Annotated in this window: 18 protein-coding genes; 5 read left to right on the forward strand and 13 right to left on the reverse strand. The window is 67.3% G+C overall.

The window, feature by feature from the left end; genetic code table 11:
• Positions 1-72: 72 nt before the first annotated feature.
• The 3 genes from KI242_RS19365 to KI242_RS19375 form a co-directional block, all read right to left on the reverse strand.
• Positions 73-1,041, reverse strand: coding sequence for a Gfo/Idh/MocA family oxidoreductase (locus KI242_RS19365; RefSeq protein WP_174395685.1), 969 nt, complete (start codon positions 1,039-1,041; stop codon positions 73-75).
• 17 nt (positions 1,042-1,058) lie between these two features.
• Complete coding sequence (locus KI242_RS19370) at positions 1,059-1,946, reverse strand: Dyp-type peroxidase (RefSeq protein ID WP_077934444.1); 888 nt, start codon at positions 1,944-1,946, stop codon at positions 1,059-1,061.
• 290 nt (positions 1,947-2,236) lie between these two features.
• Entirely contained in the window at positions 2,237-3,274 is a 1,038-nt protein-coding gene (locus tag KI242_RS19375; RefSeq protein ID WP_011061981.1) for an AraC family transcriptional regulator, read from the reverse strand.
• A 260-nt stretch (positions 3,275-3,534) separates the two neighbouring features.
• Here KI242_RS19375 and KI242_RS19380 point away from each other — a divergent pair, with 260 nt between their 5' ends.
• Positions 3,535-4,479, forward strand: a complete 945-nt coding sequence (locus KI242_RS19380) for a transporter (RefSeq protein ID WP_123430520.1) — start codon at positions 3,535-3,537, stop codon at positions 4,477-4,479.
• Positions 4,480-4,706: 227 nt separating this feature from the next.
• Here KI242_RS19380 and KI242_RS19385 read toward each other — a convergent pair whose 3' ends face one another.
• The 8 genes from KI242_RS19385 to KI242_RS19420 all read right to left on the reverse strand — a co-directional run bounded on the left by KI242_RS19385 (position 4,707) and on the right by KI242_RS19420 (position 14,566).
• On the reverse strand, positions 4,707-5,912 hold the full coding sequence (locus KI242_RS19385) for a DSD1 family PLP-dependent enzyme (protein ID WP_161467416.1): 1,206 nt from the start codon (positions 5,910-5,912) through the stop codon (positions 4,707-4,709).
• An 85-nt stretch (positions 5,913-5,997) separates the two neighbouring features.
• Positions 5,998-7,326: a D-arabinono-1,4-lactone oxidase gene (locus KI242_RS19390; protein ID WP_212806390.1), complete on the reverse strand. Its 1,329-nt coding sequence runs from the start codon at positions 7,324-7,326 to the stop codon at positions 5,998-6,000.
• Positions 7,327-7,412: 86 nt separating this feature from the next.
• On the reverse strand, positions 7,413-7,820 hold the full coding sequence (locus KI242_RS19395; RefSeq protein WP_053159332.1) for a c-type cytochrome: 408 nt from the start codon (positions 7,818-7,820) through the stop codon (positions 7,413-7,415).
• Between the two features lie 197 nt (positions 7,821-8,017).
• Entirely contained in the window at positions 8,018-8,830 is an 813-nt protein-coding gene (locus KI242_RS19400; RefSeq protein WP_015636127.1) for an energy transducer TonB, read from the reverse strand.
• Complete coding sequence (gene tolR, locus KI242_RS19405; protein ID WP_053159334.1) at positions 8,827-9,273, reverse strand: protein TolR; 447 nt, start codon at positions 9,271-9,273, stop codon at positions 8,827-8,829. The genes KI242_RS19400 and tolR overlap by 4 nt, the downstream gene beginning before the upstream one ends.
• 16 nt (positions 9,274-9,289) lie before the next feature.
• Entirely contained in the window at positions 9,290-10,000 is a 711-nt protein-coding gene (gene tolQ, locus KI242_RS19410) for a protein TolQ (RefSeq protein WP_210458421.1), read from the reverse strand.
• An 81-nt stretch (positions 10,001-10,081) separates the two neighbouring features.
• On the reverse strand, positions 10,082-12,004 hold the full coding sequence (locus tag KI242_RS19415; protein ID WP_212805461.1) for a phytase: 1,923 nt from the start codon (positions 12,002-12,004) through the stop codon (positions 10,082-10,084).
• 39 nt (positions 12,005-12,043) lie between these two features.
• A complete protein-coding gene (locus KI242_RS19420) occupies positions 12,044-14,566 on the reverse strand; it encodes a TonB-dependent receptor (protein ID WP_123430516.1) in 2,523 nt (840 codons plus the stop codon).
• Between the two features lie 562 nt (positions 14,567-15,128).
• On the opposite strand from KI242_RS19420, the gene KI242_RS19425 reads away from it, so the two are divergent.
• The 4 genes from KI242_RS19425 to KI242_RS19440 all read left to right on the forward strand — a co-directional run bounded on the left by KI242_RS19425 (position 15,129) and on the right by KI242_RS19440 (position 20,049).
• Complete coding sequence (locus tag KI242_RS19425) at positions 15,129-16,043, forward strand: GGDEF domain-containing protein (protein ID WP_011061991.1); 915 nt, start codon at positions 15,129-15,131, stop codon at positions 16,041-16,043.
• Between the two features lie 9 nt (positions 16,044-16,052).
• Positions 16,053-17,090 carry an AraC family transcriptional regulator gene (locus KI242_RS19430; protein WP_011061992.1) on the forward strand — a complete coding sequence of 346 codons (1,038 nt, stop codon included), beginning with the start codon at positions 16,053-16,055 and terminating at the stop codon, positions 17,088-17,090.
• A 183-nt stretch (positions 17,091-17,273) separates the two neighbouring features.
• A complete protein-coding gene (locus tag KI242_RS19435) occupies positions 17,274-18,899 on the forward strand; it encodes an NADP-dependent glyceraldehyde-3-phosphate dehydrogenase (protein ID WP_011061993.1) in 1,626 nt (541 codons plus the stop codon).
• A 106-nt stretch (positions 18,900-19,005) separates the two neighbouring features.
• Entirely contained in the window at positions 19,006-20,049 is a 1,044-nt protein-coding gene (locus KI242_RS19440; RefSeq protein WP_011061994.1) for an FUSC family protein, read from the forward strand.
• Here KI242_RS19440 and glp read toward each other — a convergent pair.
• Positions 20,046-21,251, reverse strand: a complete 1,206-nt coding sequence (gene glp, locus KI242_RS19445; protein ID WP_011061995.1) for a gephyrin-like molybdotransferase Glp — start codon at positions 21,249-21,251, stop codon at positions 20,046-20,048. The two genes, KI242_RS19440 and glp, sit on opposite strands and share 4 nt — an antisense overlap.
• Positions 21,248-21,787, reverse strand: a complete 540-nt coding sequence (gene moaB / locus KI242_RS19450; protein WP_015636134.1) for a molybdenum cofactor biosynthesis protein B — start codon at positions 21,785-21,787, stop codon at positions 21,248-21,250. The genes glp and moaB overlap by 4 nt, the downstream gene beginning before the upstream one ends.
• Positions 21,788-21,873 lie beyond the last annotated feature (86 nt).

A 21,873-nucleotide genomic window follows, 5' to 3' on the forward strand; every position in this document is an offset into this window, starting at 1 on the left:
GGCAATGCGCCCCACAAACCCCGTAGAAGCCGGCTTGCCGGCGAAGAGGCCCGACAGGCATGCGCCCTGGGATCAGCCGCGCTGCAGGATGCGGTCCATCACCCGGTCGGTCTTCAGGGCTTCGCTGGCCAGGGCCGGGTGCCGGATCTGGCCGCGGATATGGGCGTTCATGCCCTGCACGTGATGCCACTGGATGTGCGCGGGGTTGTCGATGAACAGGTTCAGGGTCTCTTCGGCTTCAAGTTGCAGCGGATGCTCGTCGAACACGGAAAAAGTGATGCGCCCCTGGCTGCCGATGATTTCCACCCGGTCTACCCGGCGGTCGGCGACGAAGTTCCAGGCGCCGCTGCCCAGCGCCCCACAGGCGAAGCGCCAACTGGCGCTGACCGCATCCTCGGCGGCATACAGCCCGGCCTGGCGGGTGCTGAAGCCGGCCACCTCGACGATATCGCCCAGCAGGTACTGGAACAGGTCCAGGCCATGGCTGGCCAAATCGGCGAAATAGCCGCCGCCGGCCACTTGCGGGTCGGTACGCCAGTTGGCCGCACCGCTGCGGTCGGCCTCGGAGGCAGCCTTGCTCAGGCTCCAGTGCAGGTGCCGGACCTCCCCGATGCGCCCATCCGCCAGCCATTGCCGCACCTGCGCAAAGCGCGGCAAGGAACGCCGGTAATAGGAGACGAACAGATGCAGCCCGGCCTGCTCGAAGGCCTGCTGCATGGCCAGGCTTTGCCCGGCATGCAGGGCCATGGGTTTTTCCACGCAGCAATGCTTGCCGGCGGCGGCCACTTGCAGGCTGTAGGCGTAATGGCTGTCGGGGGGCGTGGCGATGTACACCGCGTCCACCTCGGGGTCGTCGATCAGGGCCTGGGCATCGGTGTACCAGCGGGCAATGCCGTGGCGCTGTGCATAGTCGCGCACCGCCTCGGCCCGGCGCCCCATCACCGCCACCAGCGCCGACCCCGGAACCTTGTAGAAGGCCGGGCCACTCTTGCGCTCGGTGACACTGCCGCAACCGATCATGCCCCAGCGCACGGTCTGCAGCGGCTCGGCCCCGGTGTTCATTTCGACGCTTGCAGCGCGCGCAGGTCGAGCTGGCCGTTGTGCAGCGGCGGGCACCAGTAGTAGCCCCCGGTGATCGGCCGGCTCATGCGGTACAGGCCGTCGGTGATGCCGTCTTCCAGGCCGCTCATGCGCCGCAGTTGGGCTTCGAAGGCGTTCAGGGTGCGGCCAAAGGCAAGGAACATCAGGCCACCCTTGTCACCTTCGATCCACGGCATCGAGCGACGCACGAGAAAGGCTTCCGGGGCGAAGCTTTCCTGGGCGGTGCGCTTGACGTGGGCCGAGACCGGCGCGTCGTCCAGTTCTTCGTTGTCGCTCAGCCGCCGGCCCATGATGTGGTCGCGCTCTTGCTGCTGCATCGCGGCAAAGCCCTGGAAGTCGTGCTGCCATTGCTGGATCGCGGCAAAACTGCCACCGCGCAGGCCGTCTTCGCCCTCGGCCAGTGCCGCGGCCACGGCGGCTTCGTCCTGAGGGTTTTCGGTGCCGTCTTCATAACCGGTGAGGTCGTGGCCGGTCTTGTGGCGGAAGGTCTCGTTCATGCCGACCAGGCGCAAGGCCGGGGCCAGGGCGGCCGCCAGCTCGTTGCTGCGGTGCAGCAGCTCGCCGCGATCATCACCGTGCAGCCAGACCCACAGCGCGTGCTGGGTCGAAGGGTTGTCCACGCCCACGCCGGTCAGCGCCGGGAACGCCTTGAGCCCCTGCACTCGCGCGCCCAGGGCCTTGACCAGTGACGCGCCAAAACCTGCCACCGCCGTTGCGCCATCCACCCGTGCCAGCAACTGGTCGAGGGCCTGGGGCAACGCCTCGATGGACTCAAGGGCAAAGAACAGGTGGCGGGCCTGGGACGGAACGGGTGCAGCGAGGATGCCGGGCTGGTAGTAACTCATGGGAACTCCTGAATAAAGGCGCAGGAGTTTACCGCCATGGGCTGCCGGCGTCAGCGTCGAAAGGGGCAAGGCTTGTCACCGCTTGCGCGGCGACGTTGCAAGGCCGTGGTGAAAAGGCCGGGCCGGGGTTGTGTAGCCGCTGCCGCAGGCTGAGAACGGCATGGGCGGCATTGCGACGCAGCAGACGCGGGGATCTTGAGGCCGCTCAAGGTTCGACGGGAGATCGCCAAGCAAGGCCCTGCGGGCCTTTGCGCAGCCTCGCGGGCTCGGCAGCGGCTACAGGGCGGCCTTCAATGCAGCGCCGCCTCTTCGCGAAAGGCGCTGGGGCTCAGGCCGGTCCAGCGCTTGAAGGCCCGGCGGAAGCTGCGCACGTCGCTGTAGCCGACCTCTTCGGTGATGCGTTCGATGGACAGCTCCGGGTTGCCCAAGAGGTTCAGGGTTCGCGCCTGGCGCACCCGTTCCAGCAGCGCCTCGAAGGTCAGGCCGTGTTCGGTCAGGCGCCGGCGCAGGGTGCGCCCGCTCATGTTCAAATCCCCCGCCACCTGCTCGATGTGGCTGCCGGCCCGCAGGTCCCGGCTCAGGGCGCGCTCCACCGCCTGGATCAGGTCCATCTTCTGGTGCACCTGGGCGCTTTCCAGTTCCAGCAGCTTGAGCGCCTGGCGCAGCGCCACCGGATGATGGTTGGGCAGCGGCGCCTGCAACCAGCGGGCCTCGATCACCATGCGCGCCTGCAGACAGCCGAACTGCACGTGGGGGCCCAGCAACCGGGTATAGAGCTCGGCATAGGCCGGCGCGGCGTGCATGAACTCCACCCGTAGGGCCTGGAAATCCGCGCTGACCAGGGCCCGGCCATAGATCAGCAGGCTGGCGAAGAACTCTTCCGCAGCAAAGATCTGCACCTCGCCGTAGGGCAGGCGGCATTGCAGCTCGACAAAGAACTCTTCGCCCTGGCGCCCGACATCGGCGCTGACGATGGTGCCGGAGGTGTGCTGATGGCGGATGCCCAGCTCGAAGGCGTCGCCCAGGGTCCGGCACAACGACAACGCATGCCCCAGCAGGCCCAGGGTGCCCAGCACATTGCGGCTGCCGACCCAGAGCCCCAGGCCCTGCTGCGGCAATGCCGCCAGGGCACGTTCGATCATCGCCACCGCCTGGCGATAGGAGATGCGCAGGGTCGGGTCCTGCAGGTCGTCCAGGGTAAAGCCCAGGCCGCGACACAGGCGCTCGGCGCTGACGCCCTTGGCTTCGGCGACATCCGCCAGGGTCTGCAGCAGGAAGGGTGAAACCAGGGCCAGCTGGTCGTGGGCATCGGCGGCTTTGATCTGCATGGGAGTGGGCTTCCGGGCCGCTTGAGCGGCTGTTTTTATTGTCGGTCAGGCACCGGCGCCAAGGCTTCACCGGCGGTTCAAGCATATCCCGTTGCCTGGGGTTTTACGGGGGAATGTAACAAAGCATTGCAAAGTGTCCGACAAAGTCCCCCTCCCTGTCCGCCAATACCCTGCCCCGCGCCCGGCCCAGGGCTTATTTCTATGGGGCGGGCGGCGTGCCTGCCGCCGCGCCCCCACTAACAATAAGAATGAGCCCAACCATGCACCCGACCCGCCTCACTCGCTCCCTGCACCTGGGCGTGGCCCTGGCCGCCTGCGCCAGCCTGAATGCCCAGGCCACCGAATCCGGGGTCGACAATATCGGCCCCGGCACGGACGGCTTCTACGTGCTGCCCCTGAGCCCCGACCAGCTCCCGGAGCACATGTTCGCCTTCAACCTCTACTACAACCATTACCAGGCCAGGAAGCTCGACATCAGCTCCTTTGGCGGCAAGGTCCAGGAGGTCAGGATCACCTCCGACGCGATCATCCCGCGCCTGGACTACCTGAGCCCGCTGCGGGTCCTGGGCGGGCGCCTGGGGGGCTACGTGGCCCAGCCCTACCTACGCCAGCAGGTGTCGCTGTACGGCCAGAGCGACCGCCGCGAAAGCATGGGCGATACCACCTTCGCGCCGATCATCCTGTGGGACATGGGCCCCGACCTGACCCTGGGCGCGGCCTTGGAAGTGACCCTGCCCACCGGGCAGTACGATGCCGACCGGCTGGCCAACACCAGCAACAACTTCACCACCTACAAGCCGCTGTTCTCCATGACCTGGCTGCCCAGCGAGCGTACCGAGCTGTCGTTCAAGAGCACCTACAGCTTCAACCAGGAAAACCACGCCACCCACTACCGTTCCGGGCAGATCTTGCACTTCGACTATTCGGCCAGCTACCGCCTGACCGACGACCTGAGCCTGGGGCTCAACGGCTACTACCTGAAGCAGACCACCGACGACAAACAGAACGGCAAGACCGTGACCTTCATGGGCGAGGACGTGAGTGACGGGGTACGCGGGCAAGTGCTCGCCATCGGCCCGGCGCTGCACCTGCGTTTTCTCAAGTACGCCAGCGCCGAGATCCGCTGGGCCAAGGAGTTCGATGTGGAAAACCGCCCCGAGGGCGACATGCTCTGGGCCAAGCTGACCATTCCCTTTGCCCTGTGAAACCCGCGGCAGCCTTGAAGCTGCTGCGGGCTCGGCGGGAGATCGCCAGGCAAGGCCCTGCGGGCCTTTGCGCAGCATCGCCGGAGCTCGGCAGCGGCTACAGGCGGTTGCCGGGACGCGTTTCGTGTAGCCGCTGCCGCAGGCTGCGAACGGCCCGTAGGGACGCGGCGTTCTTAAGGCCGACAGCGCTCCGACGGAGGATCGCCAGGCAAGGGCTATACGTGGGATCAGTACACCGGCCAGCGTTCGACGATGCGCCCGCCGCGCAGGGCCAGCAGGTCGCCAAACTGCAGCAGTACCGCTTCGCTCTGCTGCGGGCGCAGGAAGACCTGGTCGTCCACTTGCAAGCCCACGGCGCGGGAGCCGTTGACCATCTCCTGGTTGGAGCTGCGACCGAACAGCTCGTTGCTCTGCAGACCCGCCGGCGATTCGAAATCCGCCAGCCAGTGGCCGCCATAGATGAAGAAGGTCTGGCGCTGGTTGCGGTCCCACCAGGAGAACAGCCGCGACTTGTCGTCCAGGGCCGGGATCCGCACCGGCCCGGTACTCTTGAGCACCGGGGTGGCGATAAAGGCGGCCGGCACGTGCTGCTCCAGGGACGCCAGGTCGTAGTGGCTGGGCTTGAGCAGTGCGGTGCCCACCGACACTTCGCTGCTCAGGGATTCCTGCTCGTGGCGACGGTAGCTGGGGCTGCCGGCGGTATTGAGGGTCAGGCCGGCGTGCCACAGCGCCGGGTACTGCTGGCGGGTGAAGTCGACAAAACCGTTGTAGAGCGCCATGACCTGGTCGAACAGGCTTTGCGGCGAGCCCAGAATCCCCGGCACGCCCATGTCGACAAAGGGGTCGTAGCCCATGAACCCGGCAAACTCCAGGTGCCGGGGGTGGGCGCTGATCAGCGCCAGCATCTGCCCGAGCACGGCATGGTCCGCCACGCCGCCACGGTGCAGTCCCACATCCAGTTCGATGTTGATGCGCATCCGCGTGCCCAGGCCCTGGGCCAGCGCTAGGTACTGCTGCAGGCGTTCGGGGGTATCGAGCAGCCATTGCAGTTGCCGGCGCGGGTCGAACGGCCCCTTGAGCTGCTGGTAGAACAGCTCGACGGCGCGGATCGGCAGGGGTTTACCGAGGAGGATATCGGCGTCGGCAAATACCTCGGCGTCGTGGTTGAGAAACGGCTGGTGGAAGGACATCAGGCGCCGGGTACCGGCGCGCTGGGCGATGTAGGCCAGGAGCCCGGGCGATGGCAGGGATTTTTCCACCAGGCGCAGGTGCTTGCCACCGCGCTGCACCGACTGCATGACCACATCGATGTTGTGGTCCAGGCGATCCAGGTCGATCAGCATCACCGGTTGCATCGGCCCGTGGGCCTTGAGCTCGCGATTGAGCTCGGCGAAGTACGGGCTGTAGGGCAGGCCCCGGTCGCCGGGCCGCAGCCAGGCGCCGACACCGGCCAGCAAGACTCCGGCCCCCAGGGTGCCGGCCATGAAATGACGACGGTTCATTGTGCGCATCTCCTGTTCACGCCACACCCAGCACAGAGGCCAGGTGGGCGTTGATGAATTTGCCTTGCGGGTCCAGTGCCTGGCGCACCCTGGCGAAGGCTGCCCATTGCGGGTACAGCCCCTGCAGGGTGCGGGCGTTGAGGCTGTGGTGCTTGCCCCAGTGCGGGCGCCCCTGGTACTTCCAGAAGATCGGCTCCACGGCGGCGAAGAAGTTGTGGTGGTCCATGCTGTAGTGCTGGTGCACCGAGATCGAACAGCTGTCGCGACCTTCGAACATGCTCAGGGGAATGTCGTCGGCCTTGACGTAGCGGTACTCGATGGGAAACCAGGTGCGCAGGTCCTTGTCGCGGATCAGCGCGAGGATCTCGCGCAGGCACGCCGGCCCCAGGTGCGCCGGCACCGAGTACTCCATTTCGTTGAAGCGCACGCTGCGCACGTTAGCGTAGATCTGGTAGGAATCCCCCACCCGCTCATCGAAGCGCGCCAGCCAGCGCAGGCTATTGAGCAGGTGGCGGCGGGTCTCGGGGAAGTCGCTGACGTACTTGTCGAGGTTTTCGATCAGGTTGACGAACTCGTTGCCGCCCTCCTCGGCCGGGTCCCTGGGCGGGGTCGCCGGGTCGTCGGTCTCATTCAGGGCCACCGCCAGGGCGTAGTCGGAATGGGTGACCACGAGCATTTCCCAGTGCTGGTTGTCGCGGGTCAGGTTGTCCATGTCCTCCAGCAGTTCCTCGGTCTTGCCGATCCACTGTTTTTCCCGCAGGCGATAGGCCTCGCGGCTCTGCAGGCGCACCCGGGTCGCCACCCCCAGCGCGCCGAGGGACACCCGGGCGACGTGGAACACCTCGGCGTTGCGCCGGGGGTCGCAGTCCAGCACTTCGCCGCTGGCGGTCACCAGTTGCAGCCCGCAGACCCGGGACGAATAGGAACCGAAGCCGACCCCGGTGCCGTGGGTGGAAGTGGCAATCGCCCCGGCCAGGGTCTGGTAGTCGATATCCGCCATGTTCCACAGCGCCTGCCCCACCTCCTTGAGCGCCGGGCCCATCAGCGACATGGGCGTGCCGGCGGCGAATTCGGCTTGCAGGGTCTTGGGGTCGTGGTCCAGCAGGCCGTTGAAATAGGCCAGGGACAGCAAGGTGCCGTCGGTGGGCACCAGGGCGCTGAAGGAGTGCCCGGCACCCACCGGGCGGATCTTGCCCGGGGCCTGGCGGACCACCTGGCGCAGTTCATCCAGGTCCTTGGGCGCCAGCCGCGCCTGGGGCAGGCAGCTTTGCGCGCCAGACCAGTTGCGCCAGGGAATCAGCCGCGGGGCGCGGGCCAGTTCGGCCAGCAGCGGGTTGCTGCACAGCGCGCTGAACGCGCCGAGGGCGCCGGCCCCTTGCAGCAGCCGGCGTCGGGAAAGGTGCATGACCATGAAGGGGGAACCTGTGCTTTTTATTGGAATGAATGGCCGGACATGAAGCTGATCAGGGCCAGGAACTGCTCTTCGCTGCACTGCATGCACTGGCCCATGGGCGGCATGCCCTGGTAGCCGTTGATGCTGTGGTCCAGCAGGGTGTCGGCGCCCTGGGCCAGGCGCGGCGCCCAGGCCTTGGCATCGCCGGCCAGGGGCGCGCCGGAGGCCGGGTTGGCATGGCACAGCTGGCAGCTGCTGGCGTAGACCTGGGCCAGGGCCGGATCGGCCGGGCTCTGGCGGGCGGCGTCGAGGCGCACGGCAGCAGGCGGTTCAGCCTCGCCGCAGGCGCTCAGCAGCAGTCCCAGGGCCAGGCCCAGGGCGCTACGAATCGGTAGCCAAGAGTGGCGCCGCAACGGGCGCGAACAGGCGGGGGGGACAGTGGGCATCGGCGGTCCTCAGTGCGGCCAGGGCAAGGGGCCCGCCCCGGCGACAGCGGCGGACCACACCCGGCCACACTAAGACACCCGCGCCCCGGGGTTGAGGGCATTGGCGGCCAGCCAAGGGGACAGGCTCGGCCAGCCAGGGCGCGCACGGTCAGCCAGAGGCTGCCTGCATGGCAACGGGCCCATGCCTGCCCCGCGCCTTACTTGATCCGGTAGTGGAAGGTGTTGCGCACCGCCGGCACCGTTACCGCCTGGCCATCGATCAGCCGCGGCTGGTAACGGAAGGTCGCCACCGCTGCCAGGGACGGGCGCATGAACAGGGGGTGGCAACCGTCGATGACCTTGGGGTTCTCCACCCGCCCCTGGGGGTTGACGCTGTATTCCACGGTGCAGTCGCCTTCCAGGTTCTTGTCCAGGGCCCGTTGCGGGTAGTCCGGGGCCTCCTTGCTCAGGGGCTGGTACTGGCGACTGTCGGCCGCAGCCTGGGCCGCCTGCTGGCGCGTGCGCTCGGCAGCCAGCCGCGACTGTTCGGCACGCTGGGCCTGCGCTTGTTCCTGGGCCACACGTTGCTCGGTATCGCGCTGGCGCTGCTCGGCCTCCAGGCGCTCGCGCTGCTGCTCCTGCACCTGCTCACGTTTCTTGTCTTCCACACGCTTGCGCGCCAGGGCCGCCTGCTCCAGCTTCTGCGCCTGTACCTGGGGGTCAACCCGGGGCCTGGCCGGCTCCGGCGCAGCCGCGGGCGGTGGCGTTGACGGTGGCTGTGGCGCCACCTCGGCCACCGCCGGCAGCGGTTCCGCGGGGGCGGCAGGCGGCGCCAGCATCACCAGTTGGGTGGTCAGTACCGGCGGCGTCTCGACCTGCGGCTTGTCCACCGACCAGCCCAGCACCAGCGCCACCAGCACTCCGGCGTGCAGGGCCAGGGCCAGGCTGGCCGCCAGGCTGTTGCGCCAGAAGCCGGACGCCTCGGGCCGCAGGGGCATCGCGGTGGGGTTGTGCATGATCATCGCCGTCATTGCGGGGCCTCGGTCACCAGCCCCAGGTTGTGTACCCCGCCCTGCTGCAACGCGGCCATGGCCGCCACCACGCTGGCATAGGCGGCGTCCTGGTCGGCGCGGATATACACCTGGGTGTCGCCGCGCCGGGCAATCACCTGGGCCACCTTGGCGCGCATCTGCTCAAGGTCCACAGCGCTGTCGGTCTGGTTCCGGGTGTCCAGTTCACCGCCCAGGTTCCAGTAGTAGCCGCCACCGGCCTGCACCGACAGGGTGAGGATCTGCTGGCGGCTGTCGGTGGCCAGGGCTTCGCTGGCGACCTTGGGCAATTCGATCTTCACCCCCTGGGTGAGCATCGGCGCGGTGACCATGAAGATCACCAGCAGCACCAGCATCACGTCGATGTAGGGCACCACGTTCATTTCCGCCTTGGGTCCGTGCTTGCGTTGCGGCCGGGTCAACATCGGCTTGCTCCTTCTCTCAGGCGGCCACGGCCAGGTGGCTCGGGGCGCCCTGCAAGGTGCGATGCAGGCGTACTTGCAGTTCACTGCCAAAGGCGTAGTAGCGGGTCAGCAGGGTCTGGCTGCGGGCCGAAAAGCGGTTGTAGGCAATCACCGCGGGAATGGCCGCGAACAGGCCGATGGCGGTGGCGATCAGCGCCTCGGCAATGCCCGGGGCCACGGTGGAAAGGGTCGCCTGCTGCACCTGGGACAGGCCGAGGAAGGAATTCATGATCCCCCACACGGTGCCGAACAGGCCGATATAGGGGCTTACCGAACCCACAGTGGCGAGAAACTGCAGGCCCTTTTCCAGGCGGGTTTCCTGCTCGCTGATGGCCACGTACAAGGCCCGTTCCACACCCTCCAGCACCCCTTCTCCGGCACCGCCGGGCTGGCCGCGCAGGTGGCTGAACTCCTGGTAGCCGGCGGCAAAGATCGGCTCCACGCCGCCTTCGGCGTCGCTGCCCTTGGCCACTTCGCGGTACAGCGGCAGCAGCTCGGGGGCGGCGCGAAAACGCTGGATGAAAGCCTGGAAGCGCAGCTCACGACCGCGCAGCACGGCGCCACGCTGGATGATCAGGTACCAGCTGAGCAAGGACGCCAGGAGCAAGGTCAGCATCACCGCCTTGACCAACAGGCTGGCATCGCTGATCAGCCCCCAGATGCTCATGTGTTCGAGTGTGGCCTGCATGGTGGAACTCCTTCTCGGGTGCCCGCCTGGGCTGGCGGGGCTATTCGATGACATTCAAATGACAAGGTGATGACCGCCGGCTCAGGGCAGCTTCAGGGCCTGGGTGACCTCGGCCCAGGGCACGAACTTGAAGTTCTGGGTCTGCTCGGGCATGCGCTTGCGCCCGTCCTGGACCACCAGCAGGCCCTGGCTCCAGGGCCCGCCGAGGTTGGCCGAGGTGACTTCCAGGCCATCGGTTTCCGAGGCGCCGTCGATCCCCGCGCGGGCGTTGAGGCTGACCCGGAAGGCACCATGGGAAGCGAACGGCGGTTCGGCATCCAGCACCAGGTAGCTGTCGTTGCCCTGGCTGGAAATCACCAGGTAGTCGCGGGCGTTGCTCTGGTACAGGGCCAGGCCCTCGACATCGGCCTGCAACAGGCCGCCGACCTTGATCACGCTGTGCAGGGTCGCCGGCTGCTCGGGCCGGGCATCCACCGCCCACACGCCAACGTCCTCTTCACCGAGGAACAGGCGCTGGCGCTGGTCATCGGCGACACAGCCCTCGGGCTGGCTGGCCACCTTGAACCGGCGCACCAGCTCGCCCTGGGCGGTACCGCCGGGGGCGCTCAGGCGGTACTGGACGAAGGTGCCGTCCTTGTCGTTGGCAATGGCGTAGATCTCGCCACTGGCCGGCTGGAACAGGCAGATGCCGTAGATTTCCTTGAGCGGCGTGGGCACCTCCCCGGCCTCGCTCAGCTCGCCGCTGGCGCGGTCGATGGCGAACAGGCTGAGGCTGTTGCGGTCGCGGTTACTGGCCACGGCCAGGTCCACACGGCGCTCGCCGAGCTGGAAGTTGGGCCGCACGTCGACGTTGTTCAGGCGCCCCACTGCCAGCTCCTGCAACAGCTTGCCCTGCAGGTCGTAGGCCAGCAGGCCCTGCTTCTTGTTGGTGCCCAGCACCCGGCTCAGGGAGGGCTGCTGCGGGTGGACCCAGATCGCCGGGTCATCGGCGGCATCGCCCTGGCGCCCCACCGGCTCGCTCTGTGCCGCCGCCTGTACGGTGGGCAATACCGGCGGCAGGGCCACCGGGGTGGCCTGCCAGTTCAACTGGCCCTGGTACAGGCGCCCGTCCTCGTCATCGCGCAGCAAGACCTGCAGGCCTTTGTCGCTGGCGCGCAGGGCGATGTTTTCCGGTTCCTTGAGGCCGGCCAGGGGCAACGTGGCCTGGGCCACCCAGCCTTTTTCCTGCTGCTGATAGAGATGCAGTTGCGCGGCCTTCGGGTCCAGGCCCAGCACCCCGCCCGGCACCAGGGCCATGGCCCCGGCGCTTTTCCTGATGTCGCCAAAGGGCGCGCGCAGGGCCACCGGCTGGCGCGCGGTGTCGGCTTCGGCATGGGCCGGGTAGGCCCACCAGCCGACATTCTGTTCATTGACCAGCAGTTGCTGGGCGGCGTCGTCCACCTGGCAGAACTTGGCCTCCGGCGGCAGGGGCAGGCCACGTACCCGCTGCGGCTCGGCGCTCAGTTGCGCGCCGTGGCCCACCAGCCACTGCTCGCCCTTGCCCTCCTCGCCCACCAGGAACAGGAACAGGTTGCTGGCCTCGTCGCGGTACAGGCACAGGCCGTTGACCGGGTAGTCCCGAGTGGGCAGGTACAACGGCTGGCCCCAGGTGCGGCTGGCCGGGTCGAGGCTCACCAGCAGTGCCTGCTGGCGCTGGTTGTCGAGGCTGGCCACCAGCAGTTGCCCACCGGCGGCGCGGCTGTCCAGGCCGTTGAACGAGCCCTTGAAGCGGGCCAGCTGGCGGCCCTGTTCGTCCACCAGCAACAGGCCTTCGCGCTCGCTGGCCAGCAGCCGGTCGGCGCCTGTGCCGGCGGGCACGAAACCCAGGCCGGTAACGCCCGGGGTCTGCTCGGCCCAGGGCTTGAGGTTCAGGCCGGGCATGCTGGGGGCAGCCAGGGCGGCGCCACAGGTCAAGCCAATGCACAGGGCCAGCAGGCCATTTCTTGCGGTCGATACAGTGCTCATCACAATCCTTGGGTGTGCGGTCGGGCAAGGGCCCGCTACTTAGAAATGGGTGAAGGTCAGGCCGAGCTTGTAGGTCGGGCCGTATTCCTCGTACTGGGCGTTGTAAGAGCGGTTGCCGGTGTAGACGAAGTACGGCTGGTCGGTGAGGTTCTGCGCCTCGAAGCTCAGTTGCAGGTTCTTGGTCAGGGAGTACTTGGCGCTGAAATCGACGAAGGTCTGGGCATCCACATGCAGGTCGTGGGCCTTGTCGCTGATGGAGGCCAGCTCAAACAGGTAGGCCGATTTGTAGTTGGCCGACAGGCGCAGGCTGAGCTTGTCGTCTTCCCAACCGAGCATCAGGTTGCCCACGGTGTCCGACTGGTTGGGCAGGTCGATGTCGCGCTTGCGGTTGACCCCGGCCTTCTGGTCGAAGCCCTCGATGCTCGCACTGGAGCGGCTGAAGGTGCTGTTGGCGCCCAACAGCAGGCCGTTCCACGGCGCCGGCAGCCAGTCGAATTTCTGCGAATAGGCCAGTTCCAGGCCGTACAGCTTGGCGCTGTCGCCGTTGGCGAAGGTGTGCGCCTCGGAGAACCCGCTCCAGGCGCCGGTGCCGGCCAGGTCGGTGTTGTAGACGAAGTTCTGGATGTCCTTGTAGAAAACGAAGGCCGAGACGGTGCCGGCATGGCCCATGTAGTGCTCGATGCCCAGGTCCAGGTTGCTCGACTCCAGGGGCTTGAGGTCGGGGTTGCCGAAGGTCGCCTCGTCGCCGTCGATGACAAAGCCCGGGGCCAGTTGGCCGAAGGTCGGGCGCACCACGCTCTTGGTCCAGGCCGCGCGGACCTGGGTGTTCTTGTCCAGCTGGTAGCGCGCATGCAGCCCCGGCAGCCAGTGCTGGTAGCGGCGTTGGGTGTCGGTGGCGGTAAAGGCGCCGTCGGTGACCCCGGTGCCCTTGGCCTCGAACTCGGTACCCTCGTAGCGCAGGCCGGCGATGAAGCGCCAGTCGTCGATGTCCAGGGTGTTCATGAAGTAGCCGGCGTTGATGTCTTCGCGGATCTTGAAGTCGTTGACCCGGGATTCTTCCTCGTCGTAGAAGGCCGCCTGATTCAGGCCGCCGATCAGTTGCTTGATGGCGCCGCCACTGATGCCCGGGCCGAAGCGGCCAAGGGAATAGTCCACGTTGCCCTTCTGGAACTGCCCGAGGTTGAGCTGCTGGTCGGTAAAGCCCAGGGTGTCGAAGTCCTTGTAGACCCAGGCTTCCAGGTCGTTGTCCTTGTTGCGCCGGCTGACTTTGCCGCCGAACTTGAACTGCGCGGCGTAGCCACTCAGGTCATAGTCCCGGGCCAGGTCCAGGCGCAGGTTCTTCTCGGTGTCGGTGGTGTTCTGCTTTTCCCAGTCGACCTTGTCCAGGGTGAAGTTGGCCGGGTCATAGAAACCGGCGCCGATCACCGGGCGCGGCTTGCCGTTGTCGTAGAAGCCGCTGTCGGAAAAATCGCTGTTGCCCTTGAAGGTGGCCCCGGCGATATGCGCCGGGCTGTCTTCGCTGGAACGGCTGTAGCCGGTCTGGCCGCTGAGGGTCCACAGGCCGAGCTGGCGCTCGCCGCCGAACACGTAGGACTGGATATCCTGGGTTTCCTCGCGCTGCTTGAGCTTGCGCGAGGCTTCGGCGTCGCCGCGCTCGCCGGCCGCCAGGGGATCGGCGAACTCGATGCTGGTGGAGTTGCGGGTCTCGCTGTCCTTGTAGCGGCTGTACAGGGTGCGCAGGTAGTAGCTGCTGCTGTCGTCGGGCTTGTAGTCGAAGTTCAGGCCGCCACCGGCGCGCTCGCGGCTGATGGCGTAGTCGCGCTGCTCGAATTCCTGCAGCTTGGCGCCTTGTTCGAAGTCCCAGGCGCCACCGGTCTCGACGTTGTCGGAGCCGAAATCGCGCTTCTGCCAGCTCAGGGCCGCGGCCACGCCGAAGTTGTCGACGCCGTCGCCGAGGCTGAAGCGGTTGCTCGCCGCTCCGGAGAATTTCGGGCTGGTCTGGCGGGTGTTCTGGTCGTAGCTGGCCTCGCTGCTGCCGGTGTAGAACAGGCCCTTGTGGTCGAAGGCCGAGAGGCTTTTCACATCCACGGTGCCGCCCAGGGAGTTGGCGTCCATGTCTGGGGTCAGGGTCTTGATCACTGACAGCGACTGCACCAGTTCCGAGGGCAGTACATCCAGGGCCACGGCTCGGCGGGCGCTTTCCGGCGAGGGCACCAGGGTGCCGTTGATGGTCACGCTGTTGAGGTCCGGGCCCAGGCCGCGCACGCTGACAAAGCGCCCTTCGCCCTGGTCGCGCTCGATGCTGATGCCCGGCAGGCGCTGCGCCGCCTCGGCGACGTTCTGGTCCGGCAATTGGGCCACGCCGTCGGCGTGCACCACGCTTTCGATGCTGTCCGAGCGCCGCTGCTCCTTGAGCGCCTGGTCGATGCTGGCGGCCTGGCCCACCACTTCCACATGCTCGGTGGCCGCAGGTTCCGCAGCGCTCAAGCGTTCACTGGCGATGGCCATGGCCAGCGCGGTCAAGGTAAAGCTGACAAGCCCGGGACTGCTGCGCTTGTACATGTTGGTCCTCCCCCAAGAGTCCGCTAACGCCGGGCAAGAGGCCCGGCAACTGGGAGGGCACGCTAGGGTCGGCGAATGACGGTTCTGTGACAGGCCTGGGCGGCAACGGGCCAAAACGCCCCATTGCCCGGCTTTCGCCCCGGCAAATGAGCTGAATTGACCCCTATCCCCCGCCAGGCGCAGGTCTTGCGGGCCTCTTCGCCGGCAAGCCGGCTCCTACAGATCCGTGGTGCGTCCGCCGCCCCGTAGGAGCGGGCTTGCCCGCGAACGCCATTCCCCGTCGGGCGCAGGTCTTGCGGGCCTCTTCGCCGGCAAGCCGGCTCCTACAGATCCGTGGTGCACCCGCCGCCCCGTAGGAGCGGGCTTACCCGCGAAAGCCATCCCCCGTCGGGCGCAGGTCTTGCGGGCCCCTTCGCCGGCAAGCCGGCTCCTGCGGGCCGAAAAAAAACGCGTTCGCCGTGAGCTGATTCGACCTCACGCCGGGTTTCCCCAGCGTCACCCCACTGTCAAAAACATCTGCTGTGCTGGCGCCCTCTCACTCCTGGCAAAAAGGATCGCGGCCATGTTCTCCGTGCTCAAACCCCACCGCTGGAAACTCGCCGCGCTGTTGCTGGCGGCCAATGCCGGGCTGCTGCTGCACCTGGCCTGCGGCAGCCTGAAATCGGTCAGCGAGTGGCAGTGGCTGGACATCATCGGCGAAGGCGGCTCGGCGCTCCTGGCCCTGGTCTGGCTCGGGCTGGTGCTCAAGAGCCGCCCCGCCGGGCGGGTCACCAACTACCTGGCCCTGGGCCTGAGCTGCATTTTCTTTTCCTGGTGGATCGACAGCCTCGACGAGTTCATCCGCCTGCCCGACAGCATCACCTGGGACCACTGGCTGGAGTCCGGGCCGATGCCCATCGGCATGATCCTGCTGACCATCGGCATCTACCACTGGCACCGCGAACAGCTGGCCATCAGCGCGCAGATGGAAAAGAAGGAGCGACTGTTTCGCGAGCATCGCCAGTTCGACAAGCTCACCCCCCTGGCCGGCGCCGACTACCTCAAGCGCGAGCTGGCCAGCAGCCTGCAAGACAGCCGCCGCCAGCAGCAGCCGCTGTCGCTGCTGGCCCTGGACCTGGACCACTTCGCGGCGATCAACCAGGACTACGGCCATGCCGAAGGCGATGCGGTGCTGCAGGCCCTGAGCCATGTGCTGCTGCTCAACCTGCGGCGCCAGGACCTGCTGTGCCGGCTGGCCGGCGACCGCTTCGTGGTGCTGCTGCCCAACACCGGGGAAAGCCAGGCACGGCTGCTGGCCCTGGAGCTGCAACAGGCGGTGCAGGGCCTGGCACACAAGACCCGACAACACGGCGAGCGCCTGCACCTGGCGGCCAGCACTGCGGTGGTGATGGCCCTGGAGGAAACCCCGGAGGGGCTGCTCAAGCGCCTCAACCTGGCCCTGGCCCGGGCCAAGCAGCCCCTGGCAAAAACCGCCTGAGGCGCCGTCATGACCGTGAAGACCAGCTGGTACGAAGCCGATACGCGGTTTATCCCCGGGCACTATCAACCGGCGGCGCTGATCGACCTGGCGCTGTCCCGGGACATCGACAGCCACCGCCTGCTGCGCGGCACCGGGCTGTTCCACGAGGACATCCTGGCCGGCCAGACCCGCCTCAGCCCGCAGCAGTTCCTGGCGCTGATCGGCAACGGCCGGCGCCTGCTGGATGCCGACGACAGCAGTTTCCTGTTTGGCCAGCGCCTGCTGCCCGGGCACTACGGCGCCGCCAGCCATGCCCTGCGCCATGCGCAGAACCTGCACCAGGCCCTGGACGCCCTGGTGCAGCAGCAGGCGCTGCTCAGCCCCCTGGCCAGCCCGCGCCTGGTGCTGGACGAGCACCACGCCTACTGCTACTGGCTGGACAGCTGCGGCGCCGGCGAGCACTGGCGGTTCCTCCTGGAAGCCAGCATGACCTCGCTGGTGGCCATGAGTCAGTGGCTGGCCGGCCAGCGCCTGCCCTGGGAATGCAGCTTCAGCCACAGCGAGCCGCGCTACGTCGAGCAGTACTGGGTGCACCTGGGGGAACAGACCCAGTTCCAGCGGCCCCTGGACCTGATGCGCATCCCCCGGCAATACCTGACCCGGCCCTGGCCCGGGGCCTCGGCCACCGCCGGCCAGGTGGCGCGCCTGGAGGCCGGCGAGCACCTGCGCCAACTGGGGTTTGCCAGCAGTTTCCTCGACACCCTGTACCGCTACCTGAAAACCCAGGTACGCCACACCCCGAGCCTGGAGCAGGCGGCCCAGGATTTCGCCATGAGCCCGGCCACCCTCAAGCGCAAGCTGAGCAAGCACCACAGCGGCTACCAACAACAGGTGGACCGGGTGCACAAGCACGTGGCGCTGTACCTGTACCAGATCAAGGGCTGGAGCAACGAGGCGGTGGCCGAGTACCTGAACTTCAATGACCCGGCCAACTTCCGCCGGTCATTCAAGCGCTGGACCGGCAGCACCCCGAGCTTGATCCGGCAGTTGCTGGGCAGCGGCTGAAACGTTTAATCTCGAACCACGACCGCTGACGCGCCGCGGGCCCGCACAGGGGCGCCGCGGGCCGTCGCGCTCGGGCGCCCGGTGGAAAAACCGCTAAAGCGCCGGGCCATTAAGGCGTATAAACCATGGAGCGATGCCGTCGCTGTCACCGCGCCGGAGCCATTTCCAACACGGGGTAGAGTCATGACCACAGCCAATCTATTGAGCCACCTGTTTCCTGCCGCCGCCGACATCCCCGAAGCCTTTCGCCTGCCCGACCCGGTGGAGCAGCGCGACTACCTGGTGGACGGTGAACTGCGCACCTGGAACGGCCCCCTGGCCCAGGTCCGCAGCCCGATCTACCTGAGCGGCGCCGACGGCGATACCCAGGTGATTCTCGGCAGCACCCCGCTGCTGGACGCCGACACCGCCCTCACCGCCCTGGACGCCGCGGTGCGCGCCTACGATCGCGGCCAGGGCGCCTGGCCAACGATGCGCGTGGCCGAGCGCATCCAGCACGTGGAAGCCTTCCTGGCGCGCATGCGCGAGCAGCGCACGGCGGTGGTCAAGTTGCTGATGTGGGAAATCGGCAAGAACCTCAAGGACTCGGAGAAAGAGTTCGATCGCACCTGCGACTACATCGTCGACACCATCGGCGCGCTGAAGGAACTGGACCGGCGCTCCAGCCGCTTCGAACTGGAACAGGACACCCTCGGCCAGATCCGCCGCGTGCCCCTGGGCGTGGCCCTGTGCATGGGCCCCTACAACTACCCGCTGAACGAGACCTTCACCACCCTGATCCCGGCGCTGATCATGGGCAACACCGTGGTATTCAAGCCGGCCAAGCTCGGCGTGCTGCTGATCCGCCCGCTGCTCGAAGCCTTCCGCGACAGCTTCCCGGCCGGGGTGATCAACGTCATCTACGGCAGCGGCCGCGAGACCGTCAGCGCGCTGATGGCCAGCGGCAAGATCGACATCTTTGCCTTCATCGGCACCAACAAGGCCGCCAGCGACCTGAAGAAACTCCACCCCAAGCCCCACCGCCTGCGCGCGGCCCTGGGCCTGGACGCGAAGAACCCGGGGATCGTGCTGCCCGATGCCGACCTGGACAACGCGGTCAGCGAAGCCCTCACCGGCTCCCTGTCGTTCAACGGCCAGCGCTGCACCGCGCTGAAGATCCTGTTCGTCCACGAAGCCGTGGTGGAACGCTTCATCGAGCAGTTCAACGCCAAGCTGCAAGGCCTCAAGCCGGGCATGCCCTGGGAACCGGGGGTGGCCCTGACGCCGCTGCCGGAGAACACCAAGGTCGACTACCTGCACGCCCTGGTGGCCGACGCCCAGGCCCACGGCGCCAAGGTGGTGAACGCCCACGGCGGCGAGGCCCGGGCTTCGTTCTTCTACCCGGCGGTGCTGTACCCGGTGACCCCGCAGATGCGCGTCTACCACGAGGAGCAGTTCGGCCCGGTGGTGCCCATCGTGCCCTACCGCGACCTGGACACCGTGATCGACTATGTCCTGGAATCGGACTTCGGCCAGCAACTGAGCCTGTTCGGCAGCGACCCGGCCGAAATCGGCCGGCTGGTGGACGCCTTTGCCAACCAGGTCGGGCGGATCAATATCAACGCCCAGTGCCAGCGCGGCCCGGATACCTTCCCCTTCAACGGCCGCAAGAACTCCGCCGAGGGTACGCTGTCGGTACATGACGCACTGCGCACCTTCTCGATCCGCACCCTGGTGGCGACCAAGTTCCAGGAGCGCAACAAGCAATTGATCAGCGACATCATCCGTAATCGCGAGTCGAGCTTCCTGACCACCGACTACATTTTCTGAGGGAGCCCCGAGCGTTCGCCCTGGCGCGAACGCCCGGCCCCTGCCGCCAACCGGAGGAACCGATCTGGGCCCGTTAAAACACCTGCGGGGCATCACCCTGCCACCTTTGCTGCGCCGCCTGCTGCGTCCCGTGCTCGACCCGTACCGGCGCTACCGTCACGCCCGGCTGATCCACGCGGTGCGGGTCGCCCTCGGCCTGATCGCCACCATCCTCCTGACCACCGGCCTCAACCTGCCCCATGGCGAGTGGGCCTCGGTGACCATGCTGGTGGTGATCGGTGGCCTGCAGCACCACGGCAACATCGGCAAGAAGGCCGCGGAACGGGCCATCGGCACCCTGGTGGGCGCCGGGGTCGGGCTGGTGCTGGTGGTGCAGCAGGCCTACTTCGGCCACCCCTGGCTGACCTACCTGGGCATGTCGGTGGTGTGCGGCTACTTTTCCTATCACGCCATCGGCAAGGGCGGCTACACCGCGCTGCTGGCGGCGATCACCGTGTTCATCGTCGCCGGCCACGGTGACAACCAGGTCAGCGACGGCCTGTGGCGGGCGGTGGACATCCTCATCGGCATTGCCCTGGCCCTGGCGTTTTCCTTCGCCATTCCGCTGTATGCGGTGTACTCCTGGCGCTACAACCTGGCCAGCGCCCTGCGCGACTGCGCGCAGTTGTACGGGCGGATCATCAAGGGCCAGTCGGTGACCGACGACGAGCACCTCAAGCTCCTGGGCCGGGTCAACAGCGCCATGCTGCAACTGCGTTCGCTGATGCCTTCGGTGTCCAAGGAAGTACGGATTTCCATGACCGAGCTGGACGCCATCCAGCGCAACCTGCGCATGTGCATCAGCACCCTGGAGATCCTCGGCAACACCCGCCCCGATGCCAGCGACCCGCAGGCCATGGCGCAGATGCAACTGGCGCTCAAGGCAGAGCACCGGCAGATCCGCGTCCAACTGATCGGCATGGCCCGGGCCCTGCAATCGGGGGTCACCCAGCGCCTGGAGAAATCCGTGGAAGGCCACCCCGAAAACGCTCTGGAGGCCCCGGTGTATTCGGCCCTGGATGGTTACCGGCTGCTGACCCGGCAACTGGCCGCGACCCTCGGCGAGATGCACCAGCGCCTGGCCAAGAGCGCCCGGCACTGGAAGATCTAGAACAGCTCGCTGAAAGGAATGAAGGGCGCCCGATCCCCTGCCTGCAAGGTCCGGCCCTCGACGATTTCCACCAGGCCATCGGCCCAGGAAGCCCCCAGCAACACCCCGGAACTCTGGTTCGGATAAAGCACGGCGCGGCCGTTCTCCAGGCGCGCTCGCAGGTACTCGCGGCGCTTGCCGGCCTTGGGCCAAGCGAAGGCCACAGGCACCTCGACGCTCAGCGGCGCCACCTCCTGTACCCCCTGCAGCCGCAGCAGGTAGGCCCGGGCCAACAGGCCGAAGGTCACCAGTGCCGAGGCCGGGTTGCCCGGCAGGCCGATCACCGGCACCTGTCCGAAGTAACCCACGGTCAGGGGCTTGCCGGGCTTGATGGCGAGTTTCCAGAACAGCGGCCGGCCACTGTCCCTGAGCACCTGCCCGAGGCAGTCGGCATCCCCGGCGGAAACGCCGCCGGTGGTCAGGATCAGGTCCGCGCCATGCTGCAACTGCTCCAGCCTGAGGCGGGTGTGCTGCGGCCGGTCGGGCAGGATCCCGGCGTCGATCACCTCGCAGCCCAGGGCGTCCAGCCAGTGCCTGAGCAGGGTACGGTTGCTGTTGTAGATGCAGCCGGGGCGCATGGGCGTGCCCGGCTCCAGCAATTCATCGCCGGTGGACAGCAGCGCCACGCGCGGGCGGCGCACCACCTGCAACTCGGTGCAGCCCTGGGCGGCGGCCACCGCCAGTTCGAAGGGGCCGAGGCGCTTGCCGGCCTGCAGCAACACCTCGCCGGCGCGGTTCTCCTGGCCCTGGGGGCGAATGTTCTGTCCCGTTTTCAGGGCCTGGGTAAAACGCACCCGGCCGTCTTCCAGCAGCTCGACGTTCTCTTGCATCTCGACGCAGTCGGCGCCTTCGGGCACCGGGGCGCCGGTGAAGATCCGCGCACAGCTGCCCGGTTGCAGGGGCGCACCGGGCTGCCCGGCGAACACGGTCTGCGCTACCGGCAACGGTGCACCGTCCCAGTGCTGCAGGTTCAGGGCGTAGCCGTCCATGGCACTGTTGGGCCAGGGCGGCAGGTCCAGGGTCGCCACCAGGTCGGTGGCCAGCACCCGTTGCCGAGCCTGATCCACGGCCAGGGTTTCGCTCTCCGGCAGGCGCTGGGCGTCGGCCATGGCCAGCAGGCTGGCCAATGCCTCTTCCACCGGCATCAGTGGGTTCTGGCTCATCCCCGGCTCTCGCAGGCCTGCACCGGCTTGAGGTGCGGCACGAAGTTGCATGGCCGGTGTCGGGCATCCAGCTGCTCGGCGAGGATGCCTTCCCAGGCGGTGCGGCAGGCCCCGGTGGAGCCCGGCAGGCAGCACACCAGGGTGCCGTTGGCCAGCCCGGCCAGGGCCCGGCTCTGCACCGTGGAGGTGCCGATATCGAGAATCGAGATGGCGCGAAACAGCTCGCCGAAACCGTCGATGTGCTTGTCCAGCAGGCAGCCCACGGCTTCCGGGGTGCTGTCGCGGCCGGTAAAGCCGGTGCCACCGGTGATCAGCACCACCTGGATGCGCTCGTCGGCGATCCAGGCCGCCACCTGGGCGCGGATCTTGTACAGGTCATCCTTGAGCAGGTTGCGCTCGGCCAGGCTGTGGCCGGCCTCCAGCAGGCGGCTGACCAGCAGTTGCCCGGAGGTGTCAGTGGCATATTCCCGGGTATCGCTGACCGTCAGCACGGCCATGTTCAAGGGTACAAACAACGCATCCGACTTCACGCTCATGTCATTCTCCGACCGGCAGGCTAAAAATCATGAACCCAGGCTAAAGGCCCGCCGACGCGGCTGTCTAATCGTTCTGGCTGACCGGA

Origin of the sequence: Pseudomonas sp. Eqa60, assembly GCF_018326405.1 — a bacterium.
In the GTDB taxonomy this organism is placed as follows: Bacteria; Pseudomonadota; Gammaproteobacteria; order Pseudomonadales; family Pseudomonadaceae; genus Aquipseudomonas; species Aquipseudomonas protegens.

Bases quoted from the DNA above. Each gene is read 5' to 3' on its own strand.
- KI242_RS19370 (WP_077934444.1), bottom strand. From the start codon at position 1,946: ATGAGTTACTACCAGCCCGGCATCCTCGCTGCACCCGTTCCGTCCCAG.
- KI242_RS19375 (WP_011061981.1), bottom strand. From the start codon at position 3,274: ATGCAGATCAAAGCCGCCGATGCCCACGACCAGCTGGCCCTGGTTTCA.
- KI242_RS19380 (WP_123430520.1), top strand. From the start codon at position 3,535: ATGCACCCGACCCGCCTCACTCGCTCCCTGCACCTGGGCGTGGCCCTG.
- KI242_RS19395 (WP_053159332.1), bottom strand. From the start codon at position 7,820: ATGCCCACTGTCCCCCCCGCCTGTTCGCGCCCGTTGCGGCGCCACTCT.
- KI242_RS19400 (WP_015636127.1), bottom strand. From the start codon at position 8,830: ATGACGGCGATGATCATGCACAACCCCACCGCGATGCCCCTGCGGCCC.
- tolR (WP_053159334.1), bottom strand. From the start codon at position 9,273: ATGTTGACCCGGCCGCAACGCAAGCACGGACCCAAGGCGGAAATGAAC.
- tolQ (WP_210458421.1), bottom strand. From the start codon at position 10,000: ATGCAGGCCACACTCGAACACATGAGCATCTGGGGGCTGATCAGCGAT.
- KI242_RS19415 (WP_212805461.1), bottom strand. From the start codon at position 12,004: ATGAGCACTGTATCGACCGCAAGAAATGGCCTGCTGGCCCTGTGCATT.
- KI242_RS19420 (WP_123430516.1), bottom strand. From the start codon at position 14,566: ATGTACAAGCGCAGCAGTCCCGGGCTTGTCAGCTTTACCTTGACCGCG.
- KI242_RS19425 (WP_011061991.1), top strand. From the start codon at position 15,129: ATGTTCTCCGTGCTCAAACCCCACCGCTGGAAACTCGCCGCGCTGTTG.
- KI242_RS19430 (WP_011061992.1), top strand. From the start codon at position 16,053: ATGACCGTGAAGACCAGCTGGTACGAAGCCGATACGCGGTTTATCCCC.
- KI242_RS19435 (WP_011061993.1), top strand. From the start codon at position 17,274: ATGACCACAGCCAATCTATTGAGCCACCTGTTTCCTGCCGCCGCCGAC.
- glp (WP_011061995.1), bottom strand. From the start codon at position 21,251: ATGAGCCAGAACCCACTGATGCCGGTGGAAGAGGCATTGGCCAGCCTG.
- moaB (WP_015636134.1), bottom strand. From the start codon at position 21,787: ATGAGCGTGAAGTCGGATGCGTTGTTTGTACCCTTGAACATGGCCGTG.